The following is a 12,958-nucleotide window of genomic DNA, read 5'->3' on the forward strand; positions in this document are numbered from 1 at the left end:
GTTAACGCTGTCCCGCGACATATTGGCTCGCTCTCAACGCTGCTGAAGCCGACTCATGACGTCACCATCGATGGCCCTCGCGCTGCCTGCCGCCGGCACGCCAAGCATCGCCGACATGCTGCGCACCGGGCGCGAGCACTACCGGCGCGGCGAGATCAGGCCTGCGATCGCGGTGTTTCAGGCCGGCCTCGCGCTCGCAGCCTCGGTGTCGATTGGCGTCGTGGTCGATGGCGTTGCTGACCTGCACGCTTCGCTCGCCAATGCCTTCATGCTCTGCGGCGACATCGGCTCCGCGGCCGACAACTACAAGGCAGCCTTGCGCATCGCGCCTCATCTCGTCGCCTGCTGGTGCAATCTCGGCATCGTCCATCAGCAAAGCGGCATGATGCAGGATGCGATTTCGCTTTACCTGGAAGCCTTGCGGCGCAATCCGGTCCATCGGCCGTCGCGCACGAATTTGGTCCAGGCGCTGATGGCAACGCGCCAGTTCGCGATCGCCAAGGCGCTGTTGCTCGAATTGATCGAGGAGACGCCTGACGATGCCGACCTCCGCAGCGAGCTCGGCAAGGTCTGCTTCGAACTCGGGGAGAGCAGCGAGGCGGTGGCTCAGTTCGAGCGGGCCATCGCGCTCGCGCCTGGACAGGCCGAGAATTTCTACTGGGTCGGGGCGATCCGTCAGGCCTGCGCTGAGCAGGAGGAGGCGGAGGCCGCCTACGCTCGTGCCGCGCAAATGCATCCGATCCTGCGCAGGCAGGCGACCCAATCGCCGCCGGCGTTTCGGGCGCTGGCGTTGTTTGCGCCTTTCGTCGGCAACACGCCGGTCGAATTTCTCTTCAGGGATTGCGCCTACCAGACCAGCATCCTGTCGCTGCTTCCAGGCAGCCGGCCTGATATCGCGCTGCTGGCGCTGGAGGCCGACGTCGTCGTCAACCTTGTTTCCGACGCCGACCAGGGCGCGGAAGCGCTTCCGCTTGCCTTGGCCATCGCACGAAGCCTCGGCAAGCCTGTCGTCAACGATCCCGCCAAGATCCGGAACACAACGCGCGACGCCACGGCTCGGGCCCTCGCCGATGTCGAGGGCTGCCGCGTTCCGCGCACGATCCGCATCGGCGCCGGCGAGGGGCTGCCCGGCGGGCTGGAGCTCGCCTTTCCGCTGCTGGCGCGTCAGGCCGGCATGCATGGTGGCGATGTCTTCGAGAAGCTCGACGACGTTGCTGCGTTGACCGCATTCCTCGCGGCCCGTGCGGACCACGACCGCTACGTGATCGACTATGTCGACTATCGCTCCAAAGACGGCTTCTTCCGCAAGTACAGGTTCTTGTTCGTGGGCGAGGAGATCCTGCCTTATCATCTGGCGATCGGCGACGACTGGAAGCTCCATCGCGATGCTACGGAGATGCGCAGTTGCGCCTGGATGCAGGACGAGGAGGAGCGTTTCCTTCGCGCGCCCGGGCAGGTCTTCGGTGCGTCTCGTTATCAGGCGTTGCGAGTCATTCGCGACCGCATCGGTCTCGACTATTTTGGCATCGATTGCGGGTTGGATGCCGACGGCCATCTCGTCGTGTTCGAGGTCAACGCCTCCATGCTGGTGCACGACCAGAATCCGGAATTTCCTTACAAGGACCTGTACATCCGCAGGATCAAGCTTGCGTTCGACGCGCTGCTCGCGCGCTTCGCAAAGCAATTGACGCTGCCGTCCTAACGCGGTGCAGGTGCCCCGACCACGCCTCGGCGGACGCCCGGCTCTGGGGCGTCCCTCCTCACAAGACGAGGCCCTGCAGTCGGCCATTGGCCGGGCTGGATGAGTCCCCGCAAGCGCTGGCGACGGGCTTCGCCGAACTGTGACGCACCGTGATGTTGCGCGGCGGCGCAGGATCATATTTACGTATTTTTGTTTCGGGATTTGGTCAGCCGGCCCGGATTGGGCTATGCTGAACCTGCGTCGAGGGCGACAATTAGAGAATAGACATCGGGAGTTTGCGTGGGACACCAGCGACAGACGGGGCTGCATCTATGATGACGTTGCCGAGACTGGCGGCTGAGACCCTGGAGAAGTTGCTGGGCCAGTTCATGCGCCGCCGGTTCGACGAGTCCTATGCCAGGGTGCTGGAGGCGTCGACCCGCACCGCGCTCGAATGCATCGGCAACAGCGACGCGCTCTACCACAACATTGAGCATACGATGCTGGTGACGCTGGCCGCCCAGGCGATCCTGATGGGGCGCAATCTCCACGCGCACCTCGACGCGGAAGACTACCTCCACGTCCTCATCGCCTGCCTCGCCCACGATATCGGCTATGTGCGTGGCCTGTTCGCGGAGGACGACGAAGACGGTTTTCTGGTCGACGAGGCCGGCACCAAGGTGTCACTGCCGCGCGGTGCATCCGATGCCAGTCTGATGATGTACCACGTCGACCGGTCGAAGCTTTTCGTGAGGCGGCGACTGCCGTCGATCCGCGGCGTGGACCCTGAGCGCATTGCTCGCGCCATCGAGGGGACGCGTTTCCCGGCGCGTCAAGGCCAGGAATACGACGACGAGGCCTCGATCCTGCGCGCCGCCGACTTCATCGGCCAGCTTGGCGATCCCAATTACCTGCGCAAGGCCAACGCACTCTACTACGAGTTCGAGGAGGTCGGCATGAACCGGCAACTCGGCTATGACTCGCCCGCCGACATCGTGAACCGCTATCCGCAATTCTACTGGAACAGCGTCGCACCGCACATCCAGACCGAGATCGGCTATCTCAACAAGACCGAGATCGGCCGGCAGTGGATCGCCAATCTCTACAGCAACGTCTTCCGCGCCGAACGCGATATTACGCTGTCAGGGCCGCAGAGATAAACAGGTGATCCAAACCTGATGATGCCGCGTTGACAGGGGTGATGGCTCCCCTTTCACGCGGTCATGGCGGCATGCGCTCATCTTTGACGACCCAAATCATTTTCGTTCTCCTCGTGCTCGGGATCGGCTTCGCCATCGGAAGTACGACCATGCCGGGCCAATGGTACGCCGCGCAGATCAAGCCGTCGTTCAACCCGCCGAACTGGGTTTTCGCGCCGGTGTGGTCCGTGATCTATCTGCTGATCGCGCTCGCCGGCGCGCGGACCTGGCAGCAGGCGCCATATGGCGTCGCCATGATGCTCTGGACCGTGCAGATGCTGCTCAACTTCGCCTGGTCGCCAGTCTTCTTCGCCTGGCATCGGAGCGGCCTCGCGCTGGGGATCATTGTTGCGATGCTGTTTGCGATCATCGGGTTCATCGTCGAGCGCTGGCCGACGGACCGGACGGCGGCATTGCTGTTCGTTCCTTATGCTGCGTGGGTCGCATTCGCCACCTTGCTCAACGCCGGCATCTTCATGCTCAATTGAGCAGGCGGTCAGGCCGCGGCGTCCGAAATCTTCGCCGCCTGCCGCCGGATCGCGCGCAATTCCGCCGCGTCCTTGCGATCGAGATTGGCGTATTGATTGTTCATCCGGCCGTTGGTGGCGAAGCGTTTGCGGTGCTTGTCCAGGAAATTCCAGTACAGCGTGGTGAAGGGGCAGGCGTTCTCGCCGGTCGCCTGCTTGGGATCGAAACGGCAGTGCCTGCAATGATCGCTCATGCGGTTGATGTAGTTGCCCGACGCTGCATAAGGCTTCGTGCCGACGATGCCGCCATCCCCATGCTGGCTCATGCCGAGCGTGTTCGGCAACGAAACCCAGTCGATCGCGTCCCAGAACATCGACATGTGCCAGCGATGGACATCGTAGGGCCTGACGCCGAGCAGCATGGCGAACAGGCCCAGGACCATCAGCCGCTCGATGTGGTGGGCATAGGCGTGGTCGATGGTATGGCCGATCGCCTCGGCGAGGCAGCGCATCTCGGTCTCGCCGGTCCAGTAGAATCTCGGCATCGGCAGTTCGGCGCCCAGCGCGTTCTCTTCGGCGTAGTGCGGCATTCGCCGCCAATAGATGCCGCGGACGAATTCGCGCCAGCCGATGATCTGGCGTACAAATCCTTCCAGCGCGTTCAACGGCGCGGAGCGGCTCTGCAACGCTGACTGGACGACCTCCAGCGGGCGCAGCTGGTGCAGGTTCAGCGGCCCTGACAGAACCGAGTGGTAGAGGAACGGCTCGCCGGAGCGCATTGCGTCCTGATAGGTCCCGAACAGGGGGAGCCGCTTTGCGACGAAGTCCTCCATTTGCGTCAGCGCCTGCGCGCGCGTGACAGGCAGGTCGAAATCGTCGAGCTTGCCGGGGCTGTCGGCGAAACGCAGGGCGACGAGCCGCAGCACCTGCGCCGTGAGTGCGTCCGGCGCACAGGTCGGCCGGGATGGCAATGGTGGACTGGTCTTGCCGAACGATTTGCGATTCTCGGCGTCGAAATTCCAGGACCCGCCCACGGGTCGTCCCTCGCGATCCATCAGCAGGCCGGTCTTCCGGCGCATGGCGCGATAGAACGTTTCCAGGATCGGCCGGGGATGCCACTCGGAAAAGGTCGCGAACTCGTCGCGCGAACACAGGAAATGGCGATCGTTGCGAAGCTCCGGCGGCTGGACCAGCCGGCGCAGCTTTTCGGCGACCCGCCAGTCGCCCGGCTCGACCACGATCGTGCGGGATGGCCTGAGCATCTGCTGGGCCCGGGCGATCTCGGTTTCGAACCGGCCGGTGTTTTCGGGTGCGTCGATCTCGACATAGTGCACGCGCCGTCCGCGTGCGGCGAGCTCATCCCTGAAATGGCGCATCGATGCGAGGAAATACGCGATGCGCTTCTTGTGCTGCGGGATGTAGGAGGTTTCTTCCATCACCTCCATTTGCAGCACGACGTCCCGGCTGGCCTCGAAGCCGTCGAATGCGGCGCTATCGAGATCGAGCTGGTCGCCGAGCACCAGCACCAGGTTCCTGACCTCCCGCTGCGGCTCACCGGATCGGGCCATGCGCCGGCTCACGGACGCGGCGCCACCACGTTGGGTGTGCAGGCCAGACATTCGTCGCGCAGCGAGGCAACCGTCCGCCGCAGCCAGGTCTTGATCGTGCCGACCGGCACACCGAAACGCTGCGCCAGCATCAGGCGGCTTTCGCCTTCGAGATAGGCCCGCGACAGCAACTGCCGGCGTTGATCGGGAAGCCGCTCGATGGCACGTGCTGCGATCGGCTCGACGAGGTCGTAGTCGAATGCGTCTTCGGAAGCGGCGGCGTCCGGCACCGCCAGCGCTTCGTCGAGTTCCGCCGTCGGCACCTGCTTGAGCCGCGCCGCGTCGATCGCGGTGTTGCGCATGATCGCGCACATCCAGGTGATCGGCGATGAACGGCCTGGATCGAAGTGGGCCGCGTGCTTCCAGATCTTCAGATAGGCATCCTGGAGCAGGTCGTCGAGATCCGCGTTTACAGGCGCAAACGGGCGTGCGGTCTTGCGCAGCTTGTTGCGCGTCGCGGCGAAGAGCTCGGCGAAGGCCCGCTGATCGCCGCGCCCGACGCGGGCGAGGAGATCGCTCAGGCGCTCGATCAACGGATCCCGGGCCGTCAGCCTGCCGCAGCTCATTCCCTCGTCCTCCAGCTTAACCTGCCAAGAGAACGACGGCGTGGCTGGACTGGATCACATGAGAGCGCTCAAAGCCGCACGAAGGGCGAGATCAGCCGGCCGAGCCAGCCGTGCATCTGCAAATCCCCGCTCATGGCGACAAGACATAGGCACGGCCTATCGTTGCCGACCATCGGCTGATGATCGACCTCGCCGTCACCGAAGTCGAAATCGCCCGGCCTGAAATCGCCGCCCTGATGGCTGAAGCTGCCTTTCAGCACCAGGGTCAGCTCCGTCCCGGTGTGCGAATGCTCCAGCATCCGCGTGCCAGGCGCCGACCACAGCAGAAACGCGCGCGACTTGTCCGCGCCAGGCAGCATGATCGGTTGCATCTTGACGCCCGGCGCCACGCGCCGGCTCTTGCTGAACCGGCAGCGGAGCAGGATCTCCGGGAGATCGTCGTCAATGAGCGGCACCGGTCGCGAAACTTCCGGGGCCGGCGCAGACGTCGTCTCCGGCTCGTCGATCGCAGCCATGATCGTCGCGAACGCATCGTCCGCCATGGCGACCGGGGCGGCTTGCTCGAGCGCGGCGCCGGCAAGCTGCTCGATCGCGGCGATGAAGCGCCGGCAGCGCGGGCATTGCGCGGCATGGACGCCGATGACGAGTCGGTCGGCCTCGTCGAGCCGGCCGGCGGCGAAATCGGCCAGGAGATCTTCAGGGGGATGATGGTTGATGGTCATGTCAGTCGTCCAAAAGATCCCTGAGCCGCGCCATGGCAAGCCTGATGCGAGACTTGACCGTTCCGAGCGGAAGTCCGAGCCGCTCGGCGATCTCGCCGTGCGGCTGCTCCTCGATAAACGACATCCGGATCACCTTGGATTGCTCTTCGGACAATCGCTGCAGCGCGGCCGTCACCCGCGAGATATCTTCGCTCCTGACCATCATGGTCTCCGGCGAATCCGCGACCTCGGGCGTCTCGTCCCGCTCTGCGCCCAGCGCGACCTTGGCCTGCCGTGCCGCAGCCCGGGCGGAGTCGATGCGCAGATTGCGCGCGATGGTGAAGATCCAGGCGGCCGCGCCCGCGGACGCGGGGTCGAACTGGGCGGCCTTGCGCCACACCGTCAGCAGCGTCGTCTGCGCGATTTCCTCCGCAGCGTCTGCGTTCATCCCGGTCTTCACCAGGAATCCCTTCACGCGCGGAGCAAAATGCTCGAACAAGAGCTTGAACGCGTCCCGGTCGCCATGGGCCGCGATGCGTCCGATCAATTCAGCCCATTCCACTGTCGCCTTGGGCCTTTCGCCTGGGAATCCGCGAGGCCGATCCCGCCGGGTAGCCGCCGCAGGGTTGCTGCGCCACAAGGGCCTGCTCACAGCGTAAAGACCGGCGGTCATGGAGCCTCTGATGACATGTCCTGTCCATAACGCCCGACGCCGCCCTCCGGATCACTTCCATGAGTCCTTTCCTTGTAGGTGCCCGGCCCGGCCGCGACAAGCAGTGGGATCGCGGTGGCCAAGGTTCCCGTTGGCGGCAAAACTTCGGGTACCGAGAACCGTTTCTTCATCGTGCAGACTTCGGGTCCGGCTGATTTCTCCTGCATACACCAGCGTTTAATACGCCGCATGGCTGGATTGGTCGCCCGGCCTTGGTCGGGCGAGGCGGCGTTCACGTGCCGCTAACCCTGTCCGAACGTGCCCTGATCCAATCGCCACCCTGCCTCGTATCTGCTTTCCAGGAGAACAAATTCGCATGTGGCAAGCTTTGACCTGTCTGCCCGGCCAGCACGATCTGCGCTACCTCGCAGTCGCGGTGCTGGTTTGCGTGCTCGGGTCGCTGCTGTCCATGCGGCTGCTCGCACGTGTCAGGCGCAACACCGGGGCGCGGCGCTTCAACCTGCTGTTCCTGTCTGGCCTCGTTGCCGGCGGCACGGTGTGGACCACGCATTTTGCGGCGATGCTCGGCTACCACGCCCCGGTCGCGCGCGCCTTCGAACCCGGGCTGACCTTCGCCTCGCTGATGATCACCGTGCTCTTCGCCTGGGTCGGCTTCTTCATCACCACCCGCACCCGGCTCGGGCCTGCGATCGAGGGTGGCGGCGCGATTTTCGGTCTCGGCATTGCCGCGATGCATTATACCGGCATGGCCGCGTTCGAAGTTCCCGGCATGCTCGGCTGGAATTATCCGCTCGTGGCACTGTCGGTCGTGTTCGCGGCCGGCTTCGGCGCGGTCGCCGCCAACCGCATCGCGCGGCCCATCACCCGCTTCTGCAAATATGGCGGCGCGCTCTCTATGATCCTGGCGATCGTGTCGCTGCATTTCACCGGCATGGCCGCGGTGACCGTCTATCCCGTGTTCGACATGGCGATGCCGCCGCAGGCGCTGTCGGATACGTTCATGATCACCAGCGTCATCGTCGGCATCAGCCTGATGATGGCGATGGCGGCGTCTGCCTATGCCATCGACCTGCAGGCCGCCAACGAGGCGACCGAGAGCTTCAAGCATCTGGCGATGCATGATCCGCTCACAGGCTTGCCGAACCGCAATGGCCTCGTGCAGCGCCTGCACGATCTGCTCGCGGGACGCGGAGACGACACGGCGCGCGTCGTCGTGCTGGCGATCGATCTCGACCGCTTCAAGGACATCAACGACGTCCACGGCCATGTCGGCGGCGATTACCTGCTGCAGCAGGTCGCCCAGCGCATTGCCGGCGAGCTGCAGCCCGGCGAATTTCTGGCCCGCACCGGCGGCGACGAATTCGTCGCCGTGAAGAGCGACGTCTTCGCCCGCGGCGAGGCGGTCAAGTTCGCCGAGCGCCTGCGCAACATCGTGCTCGACCCGGTCGAGTGGCAGCACCAGACTTTGGCGGTCGGCTGCAGCATCGGCGTTGCGCTGTTTCCGGAGCATGGTCAGACCGGCGATGAGCTCACCCAGCGCGCTGATCTGGCGATGTATCGCGCCAAGAGCCTCGGCCGCGGCAAGATCTGCACCTATGAACCGTCGATGGACGAGGCGAGCCGCCTCCGCGCCGAGCTCGCGATCGATCTCAAGCGCGCGCTCGCCGGCGACGAGCTCGAGCTGCACTATCAGGTCCAGAACGACACCAACACCGGCGGCATCGTCGGCTTCGAAGCCCTGATCCGCTGGAATCATCCGCAGAAGGGACGCATTCCGCCCGATGCCTTCATCCCGATCGCTGAAGAGACCGGCCTGATCATCGAGATCGGCGACTGGGTGATGCGGACCGCCTGCACCGCCGCCGCGGGGTGGCGCCTGCCGTTCAAGGTTGCGGTCAACGTCGCGCCGATGCAGCTCAATCACGAACTGCCGCGGCGCGTGGCGGAAATCCTGAGCGAGACGGGCCTGGCGCCGTCGCGGCTCGAGATCGAGCTGACCGAGAGCGGCATCATCGCCGACCGCCAGCACGCGCTTCAGGTCGTGCTGGCTCTGAAGGCGATCGGCGTCACTGTCGCCATGGATGATTTCGGCACCGGCTATTCCTCGCTCTCGACGCTGCAGGCGTTCCCGTTCGACAAGATCAAGGTCGACAAGAGTTTCGTGCAGGCGGTCGAGACCAGCGTTCACGCGGCCGCGATCGTCAAGGCGACGCTGCTGCTCGGCCGCAGTCTCAACATCCCGGTGCTGGCCGAAGGCGTCGAGACCACGCGCCACCTCGACTTTCTCCGCGGCGAAGGCTGCGACAGCGTGCAGGGCTATCTGTTCGGCCGGCCGATGCCGGTCGAGGTCGTGACCCGGATGATTGACGACGAGAAGGCGTCGCGTCCGCAAGCGGCCGATGCGCGCAAGGAGCGCAAGTCGGTTGAGGCGGCCTGAGACGGCCGGTCAAACCTCTCGGCCGTGCAGCATCCAGAGCTCGTACACAGTGTTCCAATCCGGAATCTGATCGGGAGCGTAGCCGAAGATCCTGCCGGTGCCGAGCTTCCGGAAGTTCTTCATGGCCTTGAGATGCGCGCCGCTCGCAACGAAGGCGCGCATGCTGACGAGATCCGACCAGGCTGTCAGCGTGTGATAGGTCCCGCCGATGATCCTCGCTTCGACCACGACAACGCCGGATGCATGGCGTGCCTGCGCGAGAGACTGAACCGTTCGCCACCAGAACCTCGGCAACTGCGCGATCCCGCGCGGGCGGAAGCCGGTCATGGAGACATAGACCATGCTGCACCTCGATTGTGATGCAGCAGGAACGATGCGCAAAAGGGGTTGGATCACCGACGGGCGCGAGTTAGGTTCTTGCACCGGGTCGAGTGCGCCTCATGCAATACAAATCCATCACGACGGACGTTCTGGAGATCGCCTATCTCGACTACGGCGCGCCGGACGGCTGGTCCTGCATCATGGGTCACGGCTTTCCCTATGACGTAAACGCCTATGCCGCGGCCGCGCCGTTGATCGCGCAGGCCGGTGCGCGGGTGCTGGTGCCGTGGCTGCGCGGCTACGGGCCGACGCGGTTCCGGTCGGCTGAGACGCTGCGCTCCGGCGAGCAGGCGGCGCTCGGTGCCGATCTCCTGGCCTTCATGGATGCCCTCGGTATTCAGCGCGCCGTTGTCGGCGGCTATGATTGGGGCGGGCGCGCGGCCTGCGTCGTCTCGGCGGTGTACCCCGAACGCGTCGTCGGGCTCGTCTCCGGCAATTCCTACAACATCCAGAACATCGCCCGTTCCATGGAGCCGGCCTTGCCGCCGGAGGAGGCGGCGCTGTGGTATCAATATCTGTTCCACAATGAGCGCGGCCGCCGCGCGCTGGAACATAATCGCCGCGGTTTCGCCCGCCAGCTGTGGGCGATGTGGTCGCCGACATGGCAATTCGATGACGCCACGTTCGAGGCGAGCGCGGCGTCGTTCGACAATCCTGATTTCGTCGACGTCGTGATCCATTCCTATCGCCACCGCTATGCGCTGGTCGAAGGCGATCCGGCCTATGCCGCCATCGAGGCGAAGCTCGCCGGGCAGCCGCCGGTCCGTGTCCCCACCATCGCGATCGACGGTGACAGCGACGGCGTCAATCCCGGCACCGCGCATCATGCGAAGAAGTTCGAGGGTTTGTTCGAGCGGCGCGTGTTCACTGGTGCCGGTCACAATCTGCCGCAGGAACGGCCGGCCGAATGGGCGCAGGCTGTCCTGGATGTGCGCAAAATGGCGTTGTCGCAGGCTTGATTTGCGTCAACGTCCGCGCGCGCCGGAGCTGATCTGCTCGCCGTCGTCCCGGCACGATGCTATCCTGAGATGTGCTCGGGGGCGTCACATGCAGGAGGTACGTCATGACAAGTGCTTCGGATACGTCTCACCATGCGAGCCTCGGCTCCGGCATCGCCGCGTTGCATGCCAAATGGGGCTGGATCGTTGGTCTTGGCGTCGTCTACCTCATCGCCGGCTTCGTCGCGCTCGGCAGCGTCGTGATGGCGACGGTGGCGAGCGTGCTGGTCGTCGGCGCGATGATGATCGTCGCCGGCGCTGCCGAGATCATCGGTGCGTTCCAGATGAAGAGCTGGGGCAAGTTCCTGATCTGGGCGTTGCTCGGTGTGCTCTACGTCATCGCCGGCTTCCTCACCTTCGACAACCCGCTGTTCGCGGCAGTCCTGCTGACGCTGTTCCTGGGCGCGTCGCTGATCGCCTCCGGCGCCGTCAGGCTGTTCCTCGCCTTCAGCATGAAGCGCGAGAGCCCGTGGGTATGGGTCGCGTTGTCGGGCGCGATCACGCTGCTGCTGGGCCTGTTGATCGTGGCGCGCTGGCCGGTCAACAGCGTCTACATCCTCGGCCTGTTCCTCGGCATCGACCTGGTCATGGCCGGCGCCGGATGGATCAGCCTGGGCTTCAGTCTGAAGCAGCGTCACTAGGCGCGGTGCGAAGGAGATCGTGATGCGCTGGCTCTACATTGCCGTCATCGCGCTGTTCGCCGCCGGCACGGTCATCTTTGCCGCGCAGAATTTCGAGACGGTCACGATCTCCTTCTTCAGGATGAATCTCAGCCTGCCGCTCGCGGTCCAGACCCTGGTTGTCTATCTGCTGGGAGCTGCGACCGGCGGCAGCCTGTTCGCGCTGCTCAGGCGCTCCTACACCGGCTCGAAGCGTAGCGTCGAGTGAACCAGCAACTCGACGCAAGACCACCTCGCCGAACTCCGCTGAGCTGACGCGCTGGCAAAAGGCAGCACGCCGTGCGGTCGCCTCGCGCGGACGATCATCATTGGGGAGAAACCATGAAAGCCGCTTTGGCCCTGGCCGCAGCGCTGGCTGCCGCCTGTCTGTCCGCGCCCGTCTCCGCCCAGAAATCTTACGGTCCCGGTGTGACCGACACCGAGATCAAGATCGGCAACACCATGCCGTATAGCGGGCCGGCCTCGCCACTTGGCATCACCGGCCGGGTGCTCACGGCCTATTTCGACGAGATCAACGAGAAGGGCGGCGTCAACGGCCGCAAGCTCAACCTGTTGTCGCTTGATGACGCCTTCTCGCCGCCGAAGACCATGGAAGCCGCGCGGCGCCTGGTCGAAGGCGATGGCGTTGCCTTCATCTTCGCGACCATGGGCACGGCGCCGAGCTCGGCGATCGCGAAATATCTCAACAGCAACAAGGTGCCGCAGCTGTTCCTGATCAGCTCGGCCTCGAAGTGGAACGATCCCGCCAACATGCCGTGGTCGATGGCGCTGCCCTGGGCGCCGAACTACACCAGCGAGGCCGCCATCGACGTCGCCTATGCCCGCGCCAAGAATCCGAATGCGCGCTTCGCCGTCCTCTATCAGAACGACGATGCCGGCAAGGAATATCTTCGCGGGGTGAAGGAAGCGCTCGGCGCCGACGCCGACAAGGCGATCGCGATGGCCTCGAGCTTCGAGGTCGCCGACCCCACCGTCGACTCCCAGGTGCTGACGCTGGCCAACACCAAGGCCGACGTTTTCATGATCTACTCGGTGACGCCGCGCGCCTGCGCGCAGGCGATCCGAAAAGCGCATGAGGTCGGCTGGCAGCCGACGCGCTTCCTCGCGAGCGGCTGTGCCAACAAGGCGACCGTGATGGCGCCCGCCGGCCTCGATGCGGGCAAGGGCGTGCTGTCGCTCGGCTCGCTCAAGCCGTTCACGGCGGAGCCGAAGGACGATCCGGCGATGTCGGCCTATATCGACTTCATGAAGCGGCGCCTGCCGAATGCCGACATCAACAACGTCGCCGCGCTCTATGGCTATACGGTCGCCGAGGCGCTGGTGGTGGTGCTGACGCAATGCAAGGACGATCTGACGCGGGAAAATATCATGGCTCAGGCCTCGAACCTGAAGAACGTGCCGCTGTCGCTCCTGCTCCCCGGCATCACGCTCAACACCACGCCGCAGGATTTCCGCCCGATCAAGGACGGCTATATGCTGCAGTTCGACGGCAACGACTGGGTGGTCGCGAGCGAGCTGTTGCGCGGGACGTGAGGGGGAAGGCGAGCGGCCATGGAGACGGCGCACCC

The 12,958-nt window shown here is 64.8% G+C and carries 13 protein-coding genes; 8 read left to right on the forward strand and 5 right to left on the reverse strand.

Annotated elements, in window-relative coordinates; translation table 11 throughout:
* Nucleotides 1-55: 55 nt before the first annotated feature.
* From M2427_RS16665 to M2427_RS16675, 3 genes are all read left to right on the forward strand, one after another.
* Nucleotides 56-1,702 carry a tetratricopeptide repeat protein gene (locus M2427_RS16665; RefSeq protein ID WP_280707518.1) on the forward strand — a complete coding sequence of 549 codons (1,647 nt, stop codon included), beginning with the start codon at nt 56-58 and terminating at the stop codon, nt 1,700-1,702.
* A 311-nt stretch (nt 1,703-2,013) separates the two neighbouring features.
* Entirely contained in the window at nt 2,014-2,841 is an 828-nt protein-coding gene (locus tag M2427_RS16670; RefSeq protein WP_280707519.1) for an HD domain-containing protein, read from the forward strand.
* An 83-nt stretch (nt 2,842-2,924) separates the two neighbouring features.
* Entirely contained in the window at nt 2,925-3,368 is a 444-nt protein-coding gene (locus M2427_RS16675; protein WP_348521929.1) for a TspO/MBR family protein, read from the forward strand.
* 8 nt (nt 3,369-3,376) lie between these two features.
* On the opposite strand, the gene M2427_RS16680 is transcribed toward M2427_RS16675, so the two are convergent.
* The 4 genes from M2427_RS16680 to M2427_RS16695 form a co-directional block, all read right to left on the reverse strand.
* Nucleotides 3,377-4,915, reverse strand: a complete 1,539-nt coding sequence (locus M2427_RS16680) for a cryptochrome/photolyase family protein (RefSeq protein WP_280707521.1) — start codon at nt 4,913-4,915, stop codon at nt 3,377-3,379.
* Nucleotides 4,916-4,923: 8 nt separating this feature from the next.
* A complete protein-coding gene (locus M2427_RS16685) occupies nt 4,924-5,520 on the reverse strand; it encodes a sigma-70 family RNA polymerase sigma factor (protein WP_280707522.1) in 597 nt (198 codons plus the stop codon).
* A gap of 68 nt (nt 5,521-5,588) precedes the next feature.
* Nucleotides 5,589-6,242 (reverse strand): ChrR family anti-sigma-E factor, encoded by a 654-nt coding sequence (locus tag M2427_RS16690; protein WP_280707523.1) that lies wholly within the window; start codon nt 6,240-6,242, stop codon nt 5,589-5,591.
* Between the two features lies 1 nt (nt 6,243).
* Nucleotides 6,244-6,783 carry a sigma-70 family RNA polymerase sigma factor gene (locus tag M2427_RS16695; protein WP_280707524.1) on the reverse strand — a complete coding sequence of 180 codons (540 nt, stop codon included), beginning with the start codon at nt 6,781-6,783 and terminating at the stop codon, nt 6,244-6,246.
* A 466-nt stretch (nt 6,784-7,249) separates the two neighbouring features.
* On the opposite strand from M2427_RS16695, the gene M2427_RS16700 reads away from it, so the two are divergent.
* Nucleotides 7,250-9,331, forward strand: coding sequence for a bifunctional diguanylate cyclase/phosphodiesterase (locus tag M2427_RS16700; RefSeq protein ID WP_280707525.1), 2,082 nt, complete (start codon nt 7,250-7,252; stop codon nt 9,329-9,331).
* 9 nt (nt 9,332-9,340) lie between these two features.
* Here M2427_RS16700 and M2427_RS16705 read toward each other — a convergent pair whose 3' ends face one another.
* Entirely contained in the window at nt 9,341-9,673 is a 333-nt protein-coding gene (locus M2427_RS16705; RefSeq protein WP_280707526.1) for a hypothetical protein, read from the reverse strand.
* A gap of 98 nt (nt 9,674-9,771) precedes the next feature.
* Between M2427_RS16705 and M2427_RS16710 the strand changes: the two genes are divergently transcribed.
* The 4 genes from M2427_RS16710 (at nt 9,772) to M2427_RS16725 (ending at nt 12,923) form a co-directional block, all read left to right on the forward strand.
* On the forward strand, nt 9,772-10,671 hold the full coding sequence (locus M2427_RS16710; RefSeq protein WP_280707527.1) for an alpha/beta hydrolase: 900 nt from the start codon (nt 9,772-9,774) through the stop codon (nt 10,669-10,671).
* Nucleotides 10,672-10,775: 104 nt separating this feature from the next.
* Entirely contained in the window at nt 10,776-11,351 is a 576-nt protein-coding gene (locus M2427_RS16715) for an HdeD family acid-resistance protein (protein ID WP_280707528.1), read from the forward strand.
* Nucleotides 11,352-11,373: 22 nt separating this feature from the next.
* The gene (locus M2427_RS16720; protein ID WP_280707529.1) at nt 11,374-11,598 is read left to right on the forward strand and encodes a hypothetical protein; all 225 of its coding nucleotides are present in this window, start codon (nt 11,374-11,376) and stop codon (nt 11,596-11,598) included.
* Between the two features lie 113 nt (nt 11,599-11,711).
* Nucleotides 11,712-12,923, forward strand: a complete 1,212-nt coding sequence (locus M2427_RS16725) for an ABC transporter substrate-binding protein (protein WP_280707530.1) — start codon at nt 11,712-11,714, stop codon at nt 12,921-12,923.
* The last annotated feature ends 35 nt before the right edge of the window (nt 12,924-12,958 follow it).

The sequence above is a fragment of the Bradyrhizobium sp. BR13661 genome (assembly GCF_029892425.1).
Lineage (GTDB): Bacteria > Pseudomonadota > Alphaproteobacteria > Rhizobiales > Xanthobacteraceae > Bradyrhizobium.